General features: G+C 69.1%; 17 protein-coding genes. 4 read left to right on the forward strand and 13 right to left on the reverse strand.

Going from position 1 to position 20,009, the window contains the following annotated elements:
• The first annotated feature begins 217 nt into the window (after positions 1-217).
• The gene (locus IE250_RS01965; RefSeq protein ID WP_189667578.1) at positions 218-2,920 is read left to right on the forward strand and encodes a hypothetical protein; all 2,703 of its coding nucleotides are present in this window, start codon (positions 218-220) and stop codon (positions 2,918-2,920) included.
• A 236-nt stretch (positions 2,921-3,156) separates the two neighbouring features.
• Here the strand turns inward: IE250_RS01965 and IE250_RS01970 are convergent, their stop codons facing one another.
• Complete coding sequence (locus IE250_RS01970) at positions 3,157-3,642, reverse strand: DUF1269 domain-containing protein (RefSeq protein WP_189667579.1); 486 nt, start codon at positions 3,640-3,642, stop codon at positions 3,157-3,159.
• Positions 3,643-3,789: 147 nt separating this feature from the next.
• Complete coding sequence (locus IE250_RS01975; RefSeq protein ID WP_189667580.1) at positions 3,790-4,689, reverse strand: 1-aminocyclopropane-1-carboxylate deaminase/D-cysteine desulfhydrase; 900 nt, start codon at positions 4,687-4,689, stop codon at positions 3,790-3,792.
• Between the two features lie 108 nt (positions 4,690-4,797).
• On the opposite strand from IE250_RS01975, the gene IE250_RS01980 reads away from it, so the two are divergent.
• Positions 4,798-5,364, forward strand: coding sequence for a dihydrofolate reductase family protein (locus IE250_RS01980; protein ID WP_189667581.1), 567 nt, complete (start codon positions 4,798-4,800; stop codon positions 5,362-5,364).
• Between the two features lie 105 nt (positions 5,365-5,469).
• Here the strand turns inward: IE250_RS01980 and IE250_RS01985 are convergent, their stop codons facing one another.
• The 5 genes from IE250_RS01985 to IE250_RS02005 all read right to left on the reverse strand — a co-directional run bounded on the left by IE250_RS01985 (position 5,470) and on the right by IE250_RS02005 (position 10,779).
• The gene (locus IE250_RS01985) at positions 5,470-6,960 is read right to left on the reverse strand and encodes a family 43 glycosylhydrolase (RefSeq protein WP_189667582.1); all 1,491 of its coding nucleotides are present in this window, start codon (positions 6,958-6,960) and stop codon (positions 5,470-5,472) included.
• 108 nt (positions 6,961-7,068) lie between these two features.
• Positions 7,069-7,755 carry a YqjF family protein gene (locus tag IE250_RS01990; RefSeq protein WP_189667583.1) on the reverse strand — a complete coding sequence of 229 codons (687 nt, stop codon included), beginning with the start codon at positions 7,753-7,755 and terminating at the stop codon, positions 7,069-7,071.
• Positions 7,756-7,838: 83 nt separating this feature from the next.
• Complete coding sequence (locus IE250_RS01995) at positions 7,839-8,660, reverse strand: ABC transporter ATP-binding protein (protein ID WP_189667584.1); 822 nt, start codon at positions 8,658-8,660, stop codon at positions 7,839-7,841.
• Complete coding sequence (locus IE250_RS02000; RefSeq protein WP_229872057.1) at positions 8,657-9,619, reverse strand: FecCD family ABC transporter permease; 963 nt, start codon at positions 9,617-9,619, stop codon at positions 8,657-8,659. Before IE250_RS02000 ends, IE250_RS01995 begins: the two co-directional genes overlap by 4 nt.
• A gap of 110 nt (positions 9,620-9,729) precedes the next feature.
• Positions 9,730-10,779 carry an ABC transporter substrate-binding protein gene (locus tag IE250_RS02005; protein WP_189667585.1) on the reverse strand — a complete coding sequence of 350 codons (1,050 nt, stop codon included), beginning with the start codon at positions 10,777-10,779 and terminating at the stop codon, positions 9,730-9,732.
• A gap of 647 nt (positions 10,780-11,426) precedes the next feature.
• Here IE250_RS02005 and arfB point away from each other — a divergent pair.
• A complete protein-coding gene (gene arfB / locus IE250_RS02010; RefSeq protein ID WP_189667586.1) occupies positions 11,427-11,873 on the forward strand; it encodes an alternative ribosome rescue aminoacyl-tRNA hydrolase ArfB in 447 nt (148 codons plus the stop codon).
• A gap of 234 nt (positions 11,874-12,107) precedes the next feature.
• On the forward strand, positions 12,108-12,980 hold the full coding sequence (locus IE250_RS02015; protein WP_189667587.1) for a hypothetical protein: 873 nt from the start codon (positions 12,108-12,110) through the stop codon (positions 12,978-12,980).
• A 20-nt stretch (positions 12,981-13,000) separates the two neighbouring features.
• Here IE250_RS02015 and IE250_RS02020 read toward each other — a convergent pair whose 3' ends face one another.
• From IE250_RS02020 to IE250_RS02045, 6 genes are all read right to left on the reverse strand, one after another.
• Complete coding sequence (locus IE250_RS02020; RefSeq protein WP_189667588.1) at positions 13,001-13,453, reverse strand: hypothetical protein; 453 nt, start codon at positions 13,451-13,453, stop codon at positions 13,001-13,003.
• 149 nt (positions 13,454-13,602) lie between these two features.
• The gene (locus IE250_RS02025) at positions 13,603-15,036 is read right to left on the reverse strand and encodes an aspartate ammonia-lyase (RefSeq protein WP_189667589.1); all 1,434 of its coding nucleotides are present in this window, start codon (positions 15,034-15,036) and stop codon (positions 13,603-13,605) included.
• The gene (locus tag IE250_RS02030) at positions 15,020-16,123 is read right to left on the reverse strand and encodes a tartrate dehydrogenase (protein ID WP_189667590.1); all 1,104 of its coding nucleotides are present in this window, start codon (positions 16,121-16,123) and stop codon (positions 15,020-15,022) included. The genes IE250_RS02025 and IE250_RS02030 overlap by 17 nt, the downstream gene beginning before the upstream one ends.
• On the reverse strand, positions 16,120-17,610 hold the full coding sequence (locus tag IE250_RS02035) for an NAD-dependent succinate-semialdehyde dehydrogenase (protein WP_189667591.1): 1,491 nt from the start codon (positions 17,608-17,610) through the stop codon (positions 16,120-16,122). Before IE250_RS02035 ends, IE250_RS02030 begins: the two co-directional genes overlap by 4 nt.
• 20 nt (positions 17,611-17,630) lie before the next feature.
• A complete protein-coding gene (gene ald / locus IE250_RS02040) occupies positions 17,631-18,707 on the reverse strand; it encodes an alanine dehydrogenase (RefSeq protein ID WP_189667592.1) in 1,077 nt (358 codons plus the stop codon).
• A gap of 11 nt (positions 18,708-18,718) precedes the next feature.
• Positions 18,719-19,981, reverse strand: a complete 1,263-nt coding sequence (locus IE250_RS02045) for an aminotransferase family protein (protein WP_189667593.1) — start codon at positions 19,979-19,981, stop codon at positions 18,719-18,721.
• Between the last annotated feature and the right edge of the window lie 28 nt (positions 19,982-20,009).

Consider the following 20,009-nt stretch of genomic DNA (forward strand, 5'->3'; position numbering starts at 1 on the left):
GGCGCAGCATTTCGTGCGCCTATGTGTTCCCGTCCGGGTACGAGGTCGTCTGCCAGCTAACGGCAGGTGTTCTGCTAGGCATTCGCGGTTCAGTCGAGCAGCCTTCAATATCGTGGCAATGCGGTCATTTCTACATTAACTTGATTCGCGGCGGTGTTGTCTGAGGGGGCACGCACATCGCGCGCGACTTGGCGGTGCCCTCGAAAAGGGGCGCGTGATGGTGTGGAGTAGTGACAGGTCCGACGGCTGGCCAAGACGGTGGTTCGTCGGCATCCTGGCAGCGACGCTGGTGCTCTCGCCGGGCGTCGCGACAGCGTCAGCTTCCGGCTCGGTGCAGACAACGGCCTCGGACGACCAGGGCGGGGACCAGGACGGTCTCCTCGACGGACTTCTCGACGGGCTGGTCGGGCCAGGGGGCAAGGAGCCGGACCCGGGGAACGGCTCCACCGTTCCCAGCCCTTCCGGCAGCGAGGGCGAACCGGCGGTCGGCAGCACGCCGGACCCGACCGACGGCACCACCGAGCCGGGTGGGACGCGTGAGCGTCCCGCGGCTCAGGACGACCCGGACGACGTCGACCCGCTCGCCGCCCCGAAGGTACCCCGGACCTGCGACAAGACGTACAACATCAAGAACCCGCCCCGGCCCGGCACCCTGCCGGGCGAACGCCCGCCGGGCGCCTACGAGTTCCGCAGCAGGGGGGACGTCGCGAGGACGTACGACCTCAACTGGCCCCGTCTGACACTGTCCGGCCTGAAGGCACCCACGGCCGCAGATCTCGCCAACATCAGCCTGAAGAAGAAGTATGACAACGCGACGATCGAGCACGCCTACCAGTACTGGCAGAAGCATCTGAACGCGCACAAGAAGAAGGGCACGGACCCCGGCACGTGGGAGGACTACCTCGCGCACAGCTACATCAACGGTGAGGGGAACGGCCGCCGCGGCCCGGCATACGAGCAGGACGTCGCGGAGTTCATGGAGCTCGGCGGCGACGAGTGGTTCTGCCAGTACTCGATCAGGAACAACCACCCCGACCTCTTCAAGAAGATCCGCGACGAGATCCACAAGGACGAGATGGACCGGCACAAGCGGGCGGGCAAGACCGACGCCGAGGCCAGGAAGCTTGCCGACAAGTTCGTGAAAAAGGACCGGGTGGTCGACTTCGCCCGCCGAGACACCACCAAGAACATCAAGCACGTGATGGACGCGAAGGCCGGCAAGGTACCGAACGCGTGGCAGGAGCGGTTCGACCAGAAGCTCGCGAAGGAGACCGGTGCCCGAGCGACCGTCGTCGGACGGAGCATCACCCCCGCTGACCAACAGCGGCTCGCCAGCCGGGGCATCGGGCACCACACGTACGCCCCGGTCGAGCGCAGGGTCTACACGCCCACCAGCTCCACGGCGAAGCCGAGCGCGTTCCAGATACGACGGATCCCCGGGGGGAACCTGCACATGTTCCCCCAGAGCCCGGTGGCCGACCTCGCGCGCCAGTCCGGCAAGACCCCCACCGACGCCCGGCGCATCGCCGACGCGTTCCGCAGGGCGCCGAACGCGATGAACGCCGTCCGGGCCCCGGGTGGCATCGACTGGACCTCGCTGGAGCTGCGGTACATCACCGAGCCCGCCGCGGGCGAAGGCATGGAGTACTCCTTCAAGGCGGGCCTGAACGACGACGAGGCCAACCCGTCCTGGGGCGGCCAGGCCAAGCTCGACCTGGCGTCCGACTCGTTCTTCACCTGGCTCGCGCTGCACCCGAACCGGTTCTGGGTGAACCTGCACCCCGACCAGCCGGACGTGATCGTCGACGACAAGTTCGCGGAGACGGACGCGGGGCGTGTCCTGCTGGAGGCCGACCTGGAGATGAAGCACGACTTCGCCCGGCTGATGGCGCCGGGCAACCCGGTCGGCGACCGCTTCTGGGACTCCCTCGCCCACGAGAACGGGGCCCCGTGCTGGAGCGGGTACCGCATGTGGATCGAGCCCCACCCGGCGCAGGTCCGCGAGGAGGACGGCCGGTTCTACATCATCGACGCCCCGCTGAACGTGAGCGTCGAGCCGTGGGACTCGCTGCCCGGCCAGGCGTGCGACCAGCCGCAGTGGGTCCAGGACCACAACGACCGCCAGATCCAGGAGATCATCGCCCCTGAGGTGGAGGAGATCGTGAACGCCGACCTGCGGTACGCCGACCTGCGGACGGTCTACACGTCCCGCGTGGCGGCGGAGTGGGTCAAGGAGCGCAACGCGGAACGTGCCGGTGCCTACAACTCGATCATCGGCTCCGACGACGCTAGCGCGTGGCCGTCACGCGTCGAATGGGACCGGAACGCGATCTTCGCCGAGTATCGCAAGTCGTACTACGAGGGCGACTTCCACTTCACGCGGGAGTACGAGGAGGACGGCGTGGTGCTCGAGTACGAGTTCTACACCGGCGGGGTGATGTTCGACAAGCAGCCCAAGGAGAACATCAACCGGCTGCGCTTCCAGGCGGAACACCCGGAGATGCCGGTCACCACGAGCCAGTCGGCGAAGGAGACGGTGCGGTACGGCGACATCGACAGCACCACCGGCTATCTCGGCGGCGACACCGCGGTCGTGACCGATCCCGGCCCGGCGCCCAGCCCGACGACGCCCCCGCCGTCCGGTCCGCCCACCCCGGCTCCGCCGCCCGACATGGGCGACGGACGGGAGCCCGAGCCGTCGCCGACGAAGGACCCGGTGGGGCCCACGGACGGCGCGGACGGACCCGACGACGGTGAGCTCGCCGCGACCGGCCCATCAGGTACCAGTTCTGCGGTGCTGGTCGCGATCCTGCTGATCGTCGCGGGCACGGCGTTCATCCTGTGGTCCCGGTACCAGCGCACCGCCAGGCTGGCCGAGACGACGGCGCCGGGTTCCCCACGACCGCCCCAGGAGCCCTGACGTTCGGACCACTTGCCCGGCACCTGACCTGCGACAACGGTTGACTCGCGTCACCGATCGTCACGGGGTCAGGTGCCGGAATCGAGGGGTGACTGGACGCGCATCGGACGGCCACGCGAGCGCTCCAAGTAGCGCGTCAGCACGGGTCGGCGCCGGGGATCGCCCGGCCGACCGCCGCTCAAGCCCCACCCTGGACAGCCGGACCTCGTCGGCCGGCTCCAGCCGGATCAACCAGGTCAGGGGCCGAACGTCTCCAGCAGGGTGGACCTCTCAGCTTCGGTGAGGTTGGTCGCGATCAGCTTGCCGCGGAAGCCGTGGAACCGCTCGCCGACGCGGTCGAGGTCCCCCTCCTGGGTCACGGCGAACAGCGCGGACGTGCCGGCCGTGACCTGCTCCCGGATCGTCTCGAGCTGCTTCCGGTCGATGCCGACGGCCTCGGTGTGCCTGGCCAGGGCGCCGATCGCCGCACCGGCAGCAGCGCCGATGATCGGCACGAAGAACAAGGTGCCGAGCAGCAGCCCCCAGAACGCGCCCAATCCGGTGCCGCGCCACTCGCTGTCGTGCGCCTGCTTGGTTGTCGGGTTCGCCTGCCCCTCGGGCCAGGACACCACGGCGTGATCGACCACGGTGATCAGCCCTTCCGACGCCGCCTGCTTGAGGTTCGCCGCGGCCGCTTCGGCGCCCCCGGGATCGTCGAACTTCCAAACGGTGAACGCGGTCATCGTGATCATCATCCTCTCGGGACGGTCCAGCCCCCGCCTTCCGATCGTCGCACCCGGGTGCCCACTGCGCACCCTCATCCACGGTGCCGCACCGGCGGTCCGGGAACCGCATCGAGAGGCGGCCGCTCGATCTCGACAGCGGGAGTACTACGAGCGGGTCTGAGTATCGAAGTCGGGACCGGTGATCACCGCGACGATCCTCGTCCCCGCGGGGAACCTCCCCCGAGCGGCGAGTTCATGGACGCCGTACATCATCTTGGCCACGTAAACCCAGTCCAGCCGCGGTCCGTGGCGGGCTTGGAAGTCGTCGATGAACGCGACCAGCTCCGGCTTGGACTTGGCGTACCCGCCAAAGTGGTAACCGGTCTCGATCTCCCAATTTCTGGTCACCTCTCCGAGCGCGTCACGCTGGAGCGCACCTACGTCGTCGGACAGGAAGTCCCCGCCCTTCAGCGAGGAGAACCCGATCGCCCGCTGTCCGGGCCTGAGCCCTGCTGCTATGCCAGCCAGGGTCCCACCAGTGCCGACGCCACAGCAGACGACATCGAAGCCCTCGGTGATCTCACTGACCATCTCGGCACACCCGTGTACGGCCAGGGCATTGGTGCCGCCCTCGGGCACCAGGTGGAACTCGCCGAACTCTGCGTGGAGGCGGTCGACCACGTCGGGGTCGGTCTTGCGCCGGTACGTCTGACGGTCCAGGTACGTCAGGCGCATGCCGTGGTCCACAGCGAACCGCAGCGACAGGTTCAGCGGGTCGTATGCCTCGCCCCGGATAACGCCGATCGTCTCGAACCCGCACAACGCGCCCGCCGCGGCCACGGCCCGGATGTGGTTGGAGTACGCGCCGCCGAACGTCAGCAGGCGCGAGGCGCCGGCAGCCTGGGCTGCTTCGAGGTTGTACTTCAGCTTGCGCCACTTGTTGCCCGGCAGATCTGGATGGATCAGATCGTCCCGCTTGATCAGCACCTGCACACCCGCGGCGTCGAGACGTTCGTCCTCGAGCAACTCGACCGGTGACGGGAGCAGCAACGAGGGCACGGGCATATCGGCAGTCTGGCACGGGACCCAAGCAGTGGAGGTCGACCGATGAGTTGTGCGCCGGGATCGGGTCTTCCCCTTGACCGCGCATCGTGCGCGAAGGAGGAGAACGCCATGGCCAAGGTGATCGCGGGGGCGACGGTTTCGCTCGACGGTTTCGTCCAGGACGCCCACGGGAGCTTCGCGGCGCTGTATTCGGACTACGACGAACTGATGGGCAGCGCGTACATGCGGGCGCTGCAGGACGAGACCGGCGCGGTGCTCATGGGCCGGCGCACGTTCGACCTCGCCGAGGACCCCGACAGCTACGCGGTGGACTACGAGTTCCAGGTGCCGATCTTCGTCGTGACGCACAACCCGCCGCCGGTCGAGCCGAAGCGCAACGAGCGGCTGTGGATCACGTTCGTCACGGACGGTGTCGAGGCGGCCGTGAAGCGCGCAGTCGAGGCTGCCGGGGAGCGTGACGTGACGTTGATCGGCGGCGCCGACCTGTTCCACCAGCTTCTGGCGGCGGGTCTGGTCGACGAGCTGGCCGTCGACGTCATGCCGGTCCTGTTCGGCGACGGTGTGCGCCTGTTCGACGGCGACCCGCCGGCGACCCTGGAGAAGGTGAGCGTCCAGGAGGTCGGAGTGCGCACGTGCCTGCGCTACCGCGTCGTCCCGGCGGCCGAGGCGGCGTAGCCAGGTCGCGCGACCTGACCTGGTCCGCACTGTGGGGCGAGCACACCGGGCGGCGGCGGGGCGGCTCCGGGATCGCTGACCCGGAACCGCCCCGCCCCCCGCGGGCTACTCGCCCGACGGCGGCGTCAGCGTCGCGCCGCGCGAGACCGGCGTCCCGAAGTTCGGGGTGCCGTCGGAGTTCCAGGTGAACTTCTGCACGCGCGTCTCCCGCGTCGAGCCGCAGCCCTGGCTGGACGACGTGTTGCCGTGGTAGACGATCCAGCTCTCCGTGCCGTCCGGCGAGGTGAAGAATCCGTTGTGCCCGGGCCCGTAGGTGCCGTTGCCCTGCTGGAACACCGGCGTGGACCGCTTGGTCCACGACGCGGACAGCAGCGGGTTCGTCCCGGTGAGGGTCAACAGCCCCAGCTTGTAGTCGGCCGTGGTGCACGACGATGCGGAGTACGTGAGGAAGGTCCGCCCGTTGCGCTGCAGCACGACGGGGGCCTCGTTGACGCGCGCGCCCACGGTCTCCCACGAGTAGCTGGGCTGGGCGATCGTGTACTGGTTGCTCGAGACGGTCCACGGGTTCGACATCTGCGCGATACGGATCGACTGGTTGTCGCCGATCCATTCGGACCACAGCAGGTAGAGGTTGTTGTTCAGCTCGAGGTAGGTCCCGTCGATGTTCCACTGGTTCGGCAGCGGGGTGCCCATGAACTCATAAGGACCCATCGGCGTGCTGCTGGTGGAGCGGAGCACGTGCATCCGCTGGCCGCCGAAGTCCGTCTGCGAGTTCCCCGACGTGTACATGAGATACCAGGTGCCGTTGATCCGGTGGAACTCGGGAGCCCAGTGGCTGCAGCACCGGTTCGAGACGCCGGAGTCGTCCCACACCACGGTGTCCGTCGCGGTCTTGAGGCCGGCCAGGGTGGTCGCGCGGCGCATGATCACCGTCGAGTCCCACGTGGTCGTCGACATGTAGTAGAAGCCGTCCCAGTACTCGATCCAGGGGTCGGCCCCGTTGGAGCGGATCGGGTTGGACAGCGCGGGCGTACCGATCGGGTTCAGGATCCACCGCTGTGCGGCCAGCCCGTTGTACGTGAACTGCGAGACTCGGGCGCCTGCCGTCGTCGAGAAGTTCCACAGGTCCAGCGCCTTGCCCGAGAACCGGTTGATGAAGCTGTAGGTCCCGTTCGACTGTTCGGTGATCGACCACTGCTGGTTCGTGCCGTTCAGGTCCGTGTACTGGCCGACGGTGGCGCCGTCGGCGGCGTTCCGGCCGAGGACGTCGAGCACCTGGTTCGAGTGCCGGACCTGCAGGCGGAAGTAGCCGCCGCCGGAGTCCACGAGCCGGAACTGCTGGCTCGTCGCGTCGGTGCGGGGCTGCTGCACCAGCTCGGCGCTGGTGGCGGTCGAGCCGCCTGAGATCTGCAGGGCCATCCCGGAGTGGGCACTGGTGATGGCGTACCACTGGCCCACGGTCGGCGTGGCCGCGGCCGGAGCGCCGGGCAGAGCTGTGAGGCCGATCGTGGCCGTGACGGCGGCGAGAACGCCCGCGAGTAGGGTTCGGAGGCGGCGCGGCCGGGCGGGCACGCCGTCGTGCAGGGTTGTGCGCATGGGGTCTCCCAGGACCTTCAAGTGGCCGGGCCGCTTTGGCCGGCGCGAAATGTTAGCGCGCACATTCCGCTTCGGCTGCAACGTGGCCAAAGCTCAGGTCCACCTTCGTCACGCCGCAGGCCGCGGCGCCCCCAACCGCACGTCGACGCCCGGGGACCAGTGGACCAGCGGCTGGCCCTCCGGCGGCGGCAGCCCGGCGTCGGTCAGCATGCTGGTACTGAGGCGCTCCAGCCGAGCTCGGTGCAGCGGCCACGGCTGGTGCTCGACCGGGACGCGCCAGAGCCGGCCGCGGTGCCGGGTGAACGTCGACCAGCGGCCGGTGAGCGACGTGACGAGGGCGTCAGGTTCCTCCCGGGGCCCGACCACGACGAGCGCGTGCGTACCCGCCGCCTCGTACGACGTCGCGTCCGCGGTCCTCTCGACCCAGCCCGGTGAGTGCACGTACGGCAGGCCGAGGCCGGCCCGGAACGCCCCGACGACGAGGCGCCGGGCGCACAGCACCCGCAGGAACAGCACACCGTCGTGCTCGCCGTCCGACACGTAGGTGCGCAGGTTGAGCTCAGCGAACGTCGACCATCCCGGGACGGCCGGCAGGCCCGGCGCGCGCAGCCGTGCAAAGAGGAACGGCACGAACCCGACCCAGGCCGATCCGTCGATCTCCTGAACCTCGAGGCCCGCCGGCACGAACCGTCGCAGCGCTGAGGCTGGGTATCGCCAGTGGACGAACGCCACGTGCTCCCAACGCTGGAGGCTCATCGGTCGGCGCACAGGCGCGTCGGGCAGGCGGCCGCTCATGCTCAAAGGTTCCCCTCTGGCGAGCTGGCTCGCGCGCCCAGGCGGCGGCTCAGAGGAGTGGGCCTGCCGAGACAAGCTCGCGTCTAGGCACTCCGGACCGACGTCGAGGCCTGCAAGGGCCGCAGAACCTCGCCCTTCGGCGGTCCGGGCTGGAATGTCACGGTCGGGCGGCCCGTGTAGTCATCACGAGTCACATGTGCCCTGACGCCGTAGACATCGGCGATGAGTTCCGGGGTGAGAACCTCCGCCGGAGGGCCGGCGGTGATGACCCGACCGTGTTGCAGCACGACGACGGTGTCGCAGAACATCGCGGCCAGGTTGAGATCGTGCAGGGCGACGATCGCGGTCACTGGCAGCGCCGCAACGAGCTCGAGCAGCTCGAGCTGGTGGCGGATGTCCAGGTGGTTCGTCGGCTCGTCGAGCAGGAGCTCCCGCGGCTCCTGGGCCAGCGCCCGTGCGATGTGCGCGCGCTGACGTTCCCCGCCGGAGAGCGTGTGCCAGAGGCGATCCGCTTTCGCCGTGAGTCCGACGTGTTCAAGAGCCTCCGAGATGATGCGTTCATCCCGCGCGAGCTCGCCGCCGAACGGGGAACGGTGCGGAGTGCGGCCGAGCCGGACTACGTCGCGAACCACGATGTCGACATCGGTGTCGGCGTGCTGGGTAACGCTCGCAACGGTCTGGGCGACCTCGCGGCGGCGCAGGAGAGCCAGGTCGGTGTCATCGAGCGTGATCGTCCCCGAGTCGGGCTTGGCGATCCCCTGGAGCAGCCTCAGGAGCGAGGACTTGCCCGAACCGTTGGGGCCCAGCAGTCCGACGGTCGACCCGGGCGCGGGTTGTAGTGTCACGCCGTCGACGACGAGTGTGCCTCCACGTCGCCACGAGACATGTTGGGCCTTGAGCGTCATGCGCGCCCCTTTCTGCGCAGCAGCAACAGCACGAACACCGGGACGCCGACGAGAGCGGTCCCGACACCGACCGGCAGCGGCGTCGGCGCGAAAGCGACTCGCGAGGCGGCATCCACCCAGACCATGAACACCGCGCCGAGGACGATCGTTGCCGGGATCACCCGGGCATGTCGTTGCCCGAACAGCAACCGTGCCGCGTGCGGCAGGACGAGTCCCACGAAGCCGACGGCACCGGCGATGCTCACGAGCGTCGCGGTGAGCAGAGCCGTGAGGATCAGCAGCAGCACACGAGTCCGTGCCACCGGGATACCGAGGGACGCCGCGACGTCCTCACCGAAGGCGAAGGCATCCAGTGAGCGGGCCGAGGCGATGCAGACGATGGCGCCCACGCCGACGACGGCGGTGCTGAGACCGACGTCGTTCCAGCGCATCCCCTCCAGGGAGCCGAGGAGCCAGAACATCACCCCGCGGGCCTCGTCAGAGTCCGCGAACGCGAACATGATGAGGGAGGTCAGCGCCGAGAACAGCTGCGTGCTCGCCACTCCCGCGAGGATCACCCCGGAGGTGCCGCTGCTGGCGAAGCGTGCCAGCAGCAGAACGAGGCCGAAGGCGACGAGCGCGCCGAGGAACGCGCCGCCTGACAACCCGAGCGAGCTCCCGCCGAGGCCGAGCATGCCCACCGCGACTGCTCCCGTGGAGGCCCCGGACGAGACTCCGAGCACGAACGGATCAGCCAGGGGGTTCCGCAGGAGGGATTGCAGGATCGCTCCGCACAGGCCCAGCCCAGCGCCGCAGGCAGCGGCGACGAGGGCCCGCGGCAGTCGCTCCTGCCACACGATGGCGTCCTCGGAGACCCGCACGGGGATCTCAGCCAGCCCCAGGTGGTTCAGGAGGATGTCCCGCACGTTCACGAGGGACACGTCGGCCGGACCCAACGTGACAGCGACACCGACCGACACTGCGAGGACGATGAGCCCGCCAAGTGTCAGAACTGACGCCGCACCGTAGCGCGACCACTGCCGTTCGCGCCGGGAAGGGGAATCAGCGGCGACGGGCAGCGTCAGGGCGTTCAGAGCTCGTCCTTGTTCGCCGACCACCACGTCTGGATCTTCTCCAGACCGTCGACGAACCGGATGGACGGATTCATCTCCGCGCCGTGCAGCGCGATGAACCGCTCCTGGTCGACCGCGTCGAGCGTGCTGGTCAGCTCGTCCTGTGCGAGGAACTCGACCTTGTCATCGAGGAGGTCTCCCGGGAAACGGTCCCGCTGGAGGTCGCCCAGGACGAGGATGTCAGGGTCTGCCTCGACCACGCTCTCCCATCCCACCGCCGGCCAGTCATCCGCTTCGCTCTTGAAGACGTTCTCCATCCCGGTCGTCGTCGCCAGAAGAGACGCCGAGCCCAACCCACCCGCGACGTAGGGGGTCTTGGTGTCGGCGAACCAGAACATGACGGTTCGCCCTTCGAAGTCGACGCCCTCCGTGGCGGCCGCCGCGCGCTCCTGCAGATCAGCGACCAGCCGCGCGCCACGGTCGGCGACATCGAAGATCTCCGCCAGCTCCCGGATCTCCTGGTACAGCGCATCGGTTGTCAGCGGTGCCGTCCGGGTGCCGCCACCGTTGATGCTCTGACCGTTGTCACAGTCCGTCGGCGAGAGATACGAGCCGATACCGGTCTCCTCGAGACGCTCGCGCTCGACAACGCCCCCCTCGTTGTAATGACGTCCGAACGACGCCGTGACGAAGTCTGGGTCCGCCCCGAGGAGCACCTCATAGGTCGGCGCATCGTCCGCGAGCCTCGGAACGTCCTCGTTCGCCTTGGCGAGAGAGTCGAGCACGGGGTCCGTCCATGACGCGGTACCGACGACCCGGTCTTCAAGTCCGAGCGACAGGAGAATCTCGGTGGAGTTCTGGTCAAGGGACACGACCCGGGCAGGGGCCGACTCGATGGTGACTTCCTGACCGCAGTTCTCCAGCGTGAGCGGGTACTCCGTGCGACCCTCACCGGTCGCGGCCGGTCGCTCCGCCTCCACCACCTCAGACGCACCGCATCCGGTGAGGCCGATAGCGACAGCGACGGCAAGCGTCGCCGCGCGCGTGCGTGATCCAGTGGTGGCCACGGGGTCTCCTGATCTCGTTGCAGTGCCCCGCGGTCACGGAGCTTTCCGGAGGTTAGGCTACCCTAACCGTGCACCCGAAATGAGCGGTCGGAGTAACTCCGCCCGAACCGCGTGCAGCGTCGGGGCACCGTTCGGGGCGTCTTCTGGAACGGGCACAACCCTCCGGCCGCCTGCTGCGTCTGGGAAGCCATGAGACACACACATACGAAGGGGCGTTCCATCGTGCTGACGGCCGGCCTCGTCGTAGGCCTCACGACCGTTTCGACGACGATCGCCGTCGCCGACCCCGCACGAGGGCGCCTCGGAGGCCGTACTTGCGGCCGGGAAGTACGGGCGCTGGGCCGACCCGTCGGTCGAGGCCATCCAGTTCGAGGTCTACGTCCGGTCCGCGAGCACGGGCGTCGTCACCCGGTTCATGGCCGAGGTGCCCGCGGGCACGGAGGGCCAGTTCTTCCTGGACAACTTCGTTCCCACGATCCAGCCCTGATCCTGAGCGAATCCATCAGAGGCGGGTCCTGGTGCCGTACCAGGGCCCGCCTCGGCCTGCCCGGCCCGGAGTGAACGGTTCGGAGTGCCCGGGATCAGGTGGGACTGGAGTGAGCCCAATTCATGGTGACCCACGCCGCCGATGGCGAGACGATGAGCACATGCCTTCACCCGTCCGCCCTGGTCTCACGGTCAGCCCCGCCCTGACGATTCCTCGGGCCGAGCTCACCGAGCGGTTCTCCCGCTCCTCCGGGCCGGGCGGTCAGGGCGTGAACACGACGGACTCGCGCGTCGAGCTGTCCTGGGACGCCAGCCGGTCCGCAGTCCTGAGCGAGGTGCAGCGCCAGCGCATCATGGATCGGCTCGCGGACCGCCTCGTCGACGGCGTCCTCACCGTTGTCGCCTCGGAGCACAGGGAGCAGCGGCGCAATCGCGACGCCGCAGCTCGGCGCCTGGCCGCCCTCGTGGTCGACGCTCTGGCCCCTCCCCCACGGAGCCGCCGCGCCACGCGTGCAACCCGCGGTTCGCAGGAGCGGCGGCTGACCACCAAGAAGCAGCGGTCCGCGACCAAGCGGCTGCGCTCGTCGAAGCCCGGGCGCGAGGACTGACCGCCGCCCCGCGCGAGCGATCACACGACTGTGGCATGACGACTTTCAGTCGAGCCACAGGACGATGCCCATCCCGGCGTCGGCGGCCTCAACAAAGAATGTCGTGAGCCGTTCCAGATGCACAACCACCCGGGTGAAATCCGGGCGACGGAATCACGAACACTTATCCGGCGTGGACGGGTGATTAATCCGGACACGCTGGACAGAACGGCCGGGCAGGGTGAGCATCAATGCATGGCCGACACCAATGACGTTGTGGCAAGCGCAGCTCAGCCCCCGGCTGGCGACGCAGCCAATATTTTGGCACGCGAGACCTACCGCCACCTGCGACTCATGCTGGTGACGCTGACCGCGCTGATGTTTCTCGCGATCCTGATCCTTTCCTTCGCCGGACAGGTGGAAGGCTCCATCAGCGCCTACTACCTGGGTCCGATCCGCGACGTCTTTGTTGGCGCCATGGTGGGCACCGGCGTGTGCCTGATCGTCTACCGAGGCTTTCCGCCATTCGAGGATTACACCCTCAATGTCGCCGGCGTCTATGCGATCTTCGTCGCCTTCGTGCCGACGGGGCTCGCGGAGACTCTCGCGTCCCTCGGGACCGAGGAACGCCGAGAGGCGGTATACGCGCTACGCACCACCATTGGTGCTGTCATCGTGATCGCTGTTGTCTTCGCACTCCTGGAATGGCGCTTCGGGCACTGGACTGTCCCCAACCTGCTGGAGCGGCGGGCAACCAAATGGGTGTTCATAACGACGAACGTGCTCGGCATCGCGTTTCTTGCTCTCATTGCCCTCCGCGGATTCGCGGACGACAGCTTCCAGGGCGTGCACGTCGCCGCAGCCATATTGCTCTTCGTGAGCCTCGCGGCGGCGGTGGCCAGCCACGCTTGGCCGGGCCCGTTCGGCGGAACAGGGCCGGGCGTCAACGGCTATCGCACGATCTTCTTCCTGATGCTCGCCGGGATCCCGCTCGCCGTTATTCTCGCGTTTCTGCAATCGCAATACACGGTGATCGTGCTCGAGGCCTGGGAGATCGCCTTGTTCTCAGCGTTCTGGGTACTGGAGGCGAAGCGCACGTGGCCGGCGGCCTCCAGCAGCAGTAGTTAGAGGCCGCCGACGCAAGCGGGTCAGGCGCGCGACAGCGGGATGACCGGGCAGGTGAACGACGCGACCACGCCGGCGTCGACGGCGAAGCCCGCGCCGATCGCGGCCGCGACCTCCTCGGCGCTGCCGAGCACGTCGTCGCCGTCCAGGTCGCCCGCCGCCAGTGCGTCGTCGTAGCCGGACGGGAACGACACGGCGTGGACCATCCAGCGGCCGCCGTTGTAGTCGGTGTCGCCCGGCGCAGCCTGGGCCACGTTGAGCTGGTGGCCGCCGAGGTCGTAGATGACGTCGAACGAGTGAGCCGGCGCCCCGGTGCCGGACAGGTCGTTCGGCGTCGCGACGGTCCGGTACGCCACTCCGTCGACGTAGAACGCCGCCCCGCTCACACCGGCCTGGGCGGCCGCGGCGGGCAGCAGCACGGCTCCGGCCGCGAGGACGGCGGTGGCGACGGCGGTCAACGTGCGTGTGCGGTTCATGATTCTCCCTCCGGCCGACCCGTGTGGCCGGCCCTCCTCCACCGAACCGCGCGAGGGCCGTCAGTTCCATGACGGCGGTCTTACGCCGCGCTTACGAGGTGGTGACGTGGCTGCCCACCCGAGTGGCGCGATCCGTCAAAAGATGGCGTTCACGCCATGGCGCCGGGGGCGCAAGGCAGCGCCGCTGCGGCTTCCTCGATCTGCCGGACCTGGACGTCGTCGAGCAGACCCTTGCTCACAGCCAGGTCAAGGACTCCCCCACCCACCGAGTCCACCTCGACGGCGAGCTTGGTTGCCCGCGCGTAGCCGAGGACCGGGCTGAGGTGGGTCACGGTGACGAGGGAGTCCGGCACGAGATTCGCCAGGTGCTCGCGATTGACGGTGATGCCTGCGACGCAACGCTCCGCGAGAGCACGCACGGCCGCGGCGAGATGCGCCGCACCATCCAGCAGCGAACGTGCGATGACGGGCCCGAACGCGTTGAGCTGGAGCTGCCCGGCCTCCGCCGCGAGCGTCACGGTCAGGTCGTTGCCGATGACCTCGAACGCGACCTGGTTGACGAGCTCCGGGATGACCGGATTGACCTTACCGGGCATCATGCTCGATCCCGCCTGGACGGCCGGGAGACTGATCTCGTGGAGACCCGCACGCGGGCCCGAGCTCAGCAGCCGCAGGTCGTTGCAGATCTTGGAGAGCTTGACGGCCGCCTGTCTCATGACGCCGGACAGGTGGACGTAGGCTCCGGTGTCCTGGGTGGCCTCGACGAGGTCGGCCGCTGAGCCCAGCTCCGGGATGCCTGTGATGCTCCTCAGCTCCGCCAGCGCGTAGACCCGGAAGTCGGGGTGCGCGTTGAGCGTCGTCCCGATCGCGGTTCCTCCCAGGTTCAGCTCGCACAGCTGCCGGCGGGCACCGGCCAGCGCAGTTCTCTCCTTCGCGAGCATGCCGGCGAAGGCGCCGAGCTCCTGGCCCAGCGTCATCGGGACGGCGTCCTGCAGCTGGGTACGACCGAGCTTGACCGTCGTCGCAAGATCCTCAGCCTTGACTACGAAGGCTCGCTGCAGGAGCTCCAACGATTCCTGGAGGTCTCCCGCGGCTCGGTGCAGCGCAAGCTTGACCGCCGTGGGGTAGACGTCGTTCGTGCTCTGTCCGAGGTTGACGTGCTCGAGCGGGTGCACGACGTCGTACGCGCCCCGGTCCCGCCCGAGACGTTCGAGGGCGAGGTTGGCAATGACCTCGTTCGCGTTCATGTTCGTCGAGGTGCCGGCACCGCCCTGGAGGGGATCGACCACGAACTGGTCGTGGTGCTCACCCCGGCGCACCTGCTCGCAGGCGCCAATGATCGCTGTCGCGATCCTCGGGTCCAGCCGCCCGCACCGGCGGTTGGCCGCGGCCGCGGCCTGCTTGACCGCCGCCAGCGCCTCGATCAGCAGCGGGTAGCGCGCGAGCGTGTCACCGGTTATGTCGAAGTTCGCCAGCGCCCGGGCGGTGTGGACCCCGTAGAGCGCCGAGGCGGGTACGGCGTAGCCGCCGAGCAGATCGTGCTCGAGACGAACCTCGTCGGCGAGATCAGTGCTGGTACTCATGCGCGTCCTCGCCCTTGGTCGCGATCGCGTCCAGGCAGTGGCGCGTGATGGCGTCCGCGACCTCGGTCGTCGTGGCTGTGCCGCCCAGGTCAGCCGTTCGGACGCCGTCTGCCAGTGCCGACTCGATGCCGTCGACCAGGATCTGGGCGCCGAGGGGCTCGCCGAGGTGCTCGAGCATCATGGCTGATGCCCAGATCTGACCCACCGGGTTCGCGATGCCCCGGCCCGCGATGTCGGGCGCGGAACCGTGCACCGGCTCGAACATCGACGGGTATTGCCGAGGCGGGTTCAGGTTGGCGCTCGGGGCCACGCCGATCGACCCGGCGACGGCGGCCGCCAGATCGGAGAGGATGTCGCCGAAGAGGTTCGACGCGACGATCACGTCGAGCGTCCGGGGCTTGAGCACGACCCGCGCGGCCAGAGCGTCGATCAGGACGCTCTCCAGCGTCACGCCAGGGCTCGCGTCGACGCACTCCCGGACGACCTCGTCCCAGAACGGCATCGTGTGGATGATGCCGTTGGACTTGGTCGCGGAGACGAGGCGTCCCTGGCGCCGGCTCGCGAGGTCGACGGCGTACTTGGCGACCCGCTCGATCCCGGTCCGGCTGAACACCGCCTCCTGGATGGCTGTCTCCTCCGGGCGCCCGCGGTAGACCCGGCCGCCGATCTCCGAGTACTCCCCCTCGACGTTCTCCCGGACGACGACGAGGTCGAGCTCGTCCAGGCCGGCGATGGGCGAGACCACGCCCGGGAGGATCCGTATCGGGCGCAGGTTGACGTACTGGTGGAACTCCCGGCGGATCGGGATCAGCAGCCCCCAGAGCGTGACGTCGTCCGGGATGTCGGGGGCGCCGACCGCACCCAGCAGGATGCCGTCACCGGTGGCGAGCTGGTCGAGGCCGTCCACCGGCATCATCCGGCCGTTGGCACGGTAGTGGTCGGAGCCCCACTGCCGGTCGCGCCAGGTGACCGTGAAGCCCAGGGCGGGAGCGATCGCGTCGATGCAGGTGATCGCCGCGGGCATGACCTCCTGGCCGATCCCGTCGCCGGCGATCACGTCGACGGTGTACGCGCGCGGGCCGCTCATGGCCGCACCGGGATCGAGATGTACTTGGTCTCGAGGAACTCGTCGATCCCGATCCGACCGCCCTCACGCCCGAGACCGGACTGCTTCACGCCGCCGAACGGCGCCGACGGCGTCGAGACGACGCCGGAGTTGATGCCTACCATGCCGACCTCCAGGCGTTCAGCCACGTTGAGTGCGTTGTCGAGGTCCTGGGTGGCGACGTACCCGACCAGGCCCCATTCGGTGTCGTTCGCCCGGCGGATCGCGTCGTCAAGGCTCGTGAAGGTCTGGATCGCGGCGACCGGCCCGAAGATCTCGGTGGAAGTCAGCGCGCTCCGGGGATCAGTACCCGTCAGCACCGTCGGTTCCACGAAGTACCCGGGTCCGTCGGGGCGACCGCCGCCGACGAGAACCGACGCACCACGGTCGACGGCGTCGTCGATCAGCACGCGCACCTTCTCGCGGCTGGGCTCGTCGATCAACGGTCCGACGTCGACGCCGTCGCGCGTGCCGTCACCGACCGTCAGGGCGCCCATGCGTTCGGCCAGCCGTCCCGCAAACTGCTCGGCGACGGTCGCGTGCACGAAGAACCGGTTGGCGGCCGTGCAGGCCTCGCCCATGTTCCGCATCTTCGCCTGGAACGCCGCGTCGACCGCGCGGTCGAGGTCCGCGTCCTCGAGCACCAGGAACGGCGCATTGCCGCCGAGCTCCATCGAGGTGCGCAGGACGTTGCGCGACGCCTGGGCGAGCAGGAGCTTGCCGACCTCGGTGGACCCGGTGAAGGACAGCTTGCGGATGACCCCGCTCTCCAGCATCGGCGTGACGACGTCCGCGGCCCGGCTGGTGGTCACGACGCTGAGCACGCCGTCCGGGAGGCCGGCCTCGGCGAGAATCTCCGCGAGCGCCAGCGAGCAGAGCGGCGTCTGCGGGGCGGGCTTCAGGATGCTGACGCAGCCGGCCGCGATCGCCGGACCAAGCTTTCGGGCACCCATCGCCAGCGGGAAGTTCCACGGGATGATCAGCAGGGATGGACCGACCGGCTGCCTGACCTGCAGGTTCCGCGCGGCCCCGTCGGGGCGGTGCGAGTAGCCCCCGTCGATCCGGACCGCCTCCTCGGCGAACCAGCGGAAGAACTCAGCGGCGTAGGCGACCTCGCCGCGCGCATCGGCCAGCGGCTTGCCCATCTCGAGCGTCATCAGGAGCGCCAGCTGCTCGGTGCGCTCGACGGTCAGCTCGAACGCGCGGTAGAGGATCTCCGATCGCGTCCGGGCGGAGGTACGGGCCCAGGACTCCTGAGCCCGCTCGGCCGCCTCCAGAGCGGCAAGGGCATCCCGTGCGCCGGCGTCGGCGACCTCCGTCAGCACCTCTTCGGTGGCGGGGTTGACCACCGGCATCCGATCCTTGTTCGCGGCGGGCACCCACCTGCCGCCGAGGAAGAGGTCTCGTGGCACGCCCGCCAGCACGTCGGTCACGTCGACGCGTGCTGGGGCGACTTCTGTCCGGGTCATTTCTGTCTCCTTCTCCGCACTCAGCGGAATGCCGCGGCGACGGCGTCGTGGGTGATGGTCCCGGCTCGGGTGTTGAGGCCGCTCCGCAGGCCCGGGTCGCGCTCCAGCGCCTCGTCCACGCCGAGCCCGGCCAGGCGGCGCACGTAGGGCAGCGTCGCGTTCGTGAGCGCCCGGGTCGACGTGCGCGGGACGGCGCCTGGCATGTTGGCCACGCAGTAGTGGGTGATGCCGTCCACCACGTAGGTGGGTGCGTCGTGGGTGGTGGGCCGCGACGTCTCGAAGCAGCCTCCCTGGTCGATGGCTACGTCGATGAGGAGGGCGTCCGGCTTGAGCAGGCCGAGGTCGCTACGTGTGAGGAGCTTCGGCGCTGCGGCTCCGGGTACGAGCACCGCTCCGATCACGACGTCGGCGTCCTGAAGAGCGCTGATCGCCGGTCCGCCTGCCGACTGCAGAACGTGCGCGGACCTCCCGAAGTGCTCCTCGAGCTCGCGCACCCGGCGCGACGAGGTGTCCAGGATCGTGACGTCGGCCCGCATGCCCACGGCGAGCGAGGCCGCCTGGGTGCCGACCACTCCCCCGCCGAGCACGGTGACCTTGGCGGGCGGGACGCCGGGCGAGCCCCCGAGGAGCAGGCCGGGTCCACCGTACGGATGCATGAGGTACTGCCCAGCGGCGTGGGCGGCAAGGCGACCGGCGACCTCGCTCATCGGCTTGAGGAGCGGCAGCTCGCCGCGGTCGTCGACAACGGTCTCGTAGGCGATGGCCGTGACGCGGTTGTCGAGGAGCGCCTGGGTCAGTGGCCGGTCGGCGGCCAGGTGCAGGTAGGTGAAGAGGACGCTCTCCTCGCTCAGCAGGCCGTACTCGGCGGCCACCGGCTCCTTGACCTTGACCACCAGCTCCGCCGCCCACGCGTCGTCGGTGCCGACGATCTTGGCCCCGGCTCGTTCGTAGGCCTCGTCCGGGATGCCCGATCCGACGCCGGCCCCGCTCTCGACGAGCACCTCGTGGCCTTCCGCGACCAGAGCACGTGCCCCGGCGTCGGTCAGCGCCACGCGGCGCTCGGCCGGCTTGATCTCCCTGACCACTGAGATACGCATGGATTCTTCTCCTAGTGCTGGTAGGCGTCGAGCGCCTGAGTGATGGTGTCGGCGATCAGCTCGACCTCGTCCTCGGTGGTGACGAAGGGCGGGCAGATCTGCAGGGTGTTGTCGTGGATGACCCGGACAAGCACTCCGGCATCGGTGCAGGCCTCGGCGATCGCGTCGCCGTTGATGCCCTCGTGCAGGTGGACTCCCGCCATGAAGCCGGCTCCGGAACGCACCTCCTCGACCAGCTCGTGGTCACGCAGGGGCTCGACCGCCTTCGCCAGCACGGTCTCGAGCCTGCCCGCCTGCTCGACCAGGCCCTCCTCGTCGATCACGTCCAGGTTGGCGAGGGCCACCGCGCAGGCCGTGGCGTGACCGGAGTACGTGAGGCCGTGACGGAAGATCGGCGCGTCCGCGCCCTCGAAGAACCGCTCGGAGATGCGTGGCGACACGAGGACCCCGCCCAGGGGGGCATAGCCGGAGGTGATGCCCTTGGCCATCGTCACCATGTCCGGCTGGATGTCCCACCGGTGCGACGCGAACATCTTCCCGGTCCGGCCGAAGCCTGTGATCACCTCGTCGGCGATGAACAGGATGTCGTGGCTCCGGCAGAGCTCCTGCAGCCCCTCGAGGTATCCCTCGGCGGGACCGATGACGCCCCCCGTGCCGATGACCGGCTCGGCGATGATCGCGGCGATGTTCTCCGGGCCGATCTCGGCGACCGAGCGTCGGACCGCCGCGATGTCGTTGGTGGCGACCCGCGCCGTCTCCGGGACCAGCGAGGAGGTGCCGTAGCCGTCCCGGTTGTACTGGAGGCCGGCCACGCTGGTCCCGTAGGCGTGGAGACCGTGGTAGGCACCGACGCGGCTGAGGATCATCGTCTTCTCGGGGCGGCCCTCGAGCTGCCAGTGCCGGCGCGCCAGCTTGCACGCCAGGTCGACCGAGTCGGAGCCGCCACTGGTGAGCATGACCTTGGCGTCCGGCACCGGCCCGATCTCAGCGAGGCGGTCGGCGAGGTGGAGGGCAGGCTCGTTCGCGAAGCGACCGAACGTGTGGTACGTCTCCAGCTTCCGCATCTGGTGATATGCGACATCGGCGAGACGAGCCCGTCCGTGGCCGATGTTCGCGTGCCACAGGCTCGCGGTGGCGTCGAGGAGTCGCCGCCCCGTCGAGCTCGTCAGCCACGCACCCTCACCTCCCGTCAGCACGAGGCGCTTGGCCCGTGCGGTCGGCATCTGTGCCTGCGGGTTCCAGAGCGCGTCGCCCGTTGGTTTCGTCGTTGCCATGTGCGCAACTGTAGGACAGTTGCGCTGT

The organism is Promicromonospora soli, from assembly GCF_014653785.1.
GTDB lineage: Bacteria > Actinomycetota > Actinomycetes > Actinomycetales > Cellulomonadaceae > Promicromonospora > Promicromonospora soli.

Coding starts and splice junctions, on each gene's coding strand:
- IE250_RS02035 (WP_189667591.1), bottom strand. CDS start 17,610: ATGACCCGGACAGAAGTCGCCCCAGCACGCGTCGACGTGACCGACGTG.
- IE250_RS02045 (WP_189667593.1), bottom strand. CDS start 19,981: ATGGCAACGACGAAACCAACGGGCGACGCGCTCTGGAACCCGCAGGCA.
- IE250_RS01975 (WP_189667580.1), bottom strand. CDS start 4,689: ATGCCCGTGCCCTCGTTGCTGCTCCCGTCACCGGTCGAGTTGCTCGAG.
- IE250_RS02020 (WP_189667588.1), bottom strand. CDS start 13,453: ATGAACCGCACACGCACGTTGACCGCCGTCGCCACCGCCGTCCTCGCG.
- IE250_RS02015 (WP_189667587.1), top strand. CDS start 12,108: ATGGCCGACACCAATGACGTTGTGGCAAGCGCAGCTCAGCCCCCGGCT.
- IE250_RS01980 (WP_189667581.1), top strand. CDS start 4,798: ATGGCCAAGGTGATCGCGGGGGCGACGGTTTCGCTCGACGGTTTCGTC.
- IE250_RS01990 (WP_189667583.1), bottom strand. CDS start 7,755: ATGAGCGGCCGCCTGCCCGACGCGCCTGTGCGCCGACCGATGAGCCTC.
- IE250_RS01995 (WP_189667584.1), bottom strand. CDS start 8,660: ATGACGCTCAAGGCCCAACATGTCTCGTGGCGACGTGGAGGCACACTC.
- arfB (WP_189667586.1), top strand. CDS start 11,427: ATGCCTTCACCCGTCCGCCCTGGTCTCACGGTCAGCCCCGCCCTGACG.
- ald (WP_189667592.1), bottom strand. CDS start 18,707: ATGCGTATCTCAGTGGTCAGGGAGATCAAGCCGGCCGAGCGCCGCGTG.
- IE250_RS02030 (WP_189667590.1), bottom strand. CDS start 16,123: ATGAGCGGCCCGCGCGCGTACACCGTCGACGTGATCGCCGGCGACGGG.
- IE250_RS01965 (WP_189667578.1), top strand. CDS start 218: ATGGTGTGGAGTAGTGACAGGTCCGACGGCTGGCCAAGACGGTGGTTC.
- IE250_RS02025 (WP_189667589.1), bottom strand. CDS start 15,036: ATGAGTACCAGCACTGATCTCGCCGACGAGGTTCGTCTCGAGCACGAT.
- IE250_RS01985 (WP_189667582.1), bottom strand. CDS start 6,960: ATGCGCACAACCCTGCACGACGGCGTGCCCGCCCGGCCGCGCCGCCTC.
- IE250_RS01970 (WP_189667579.1), bottom strand. CDS start 3,642: ATGACCGCGTTCACCGTTTGGAAGTTCGACGATCCCGGGGGCGCCGAA.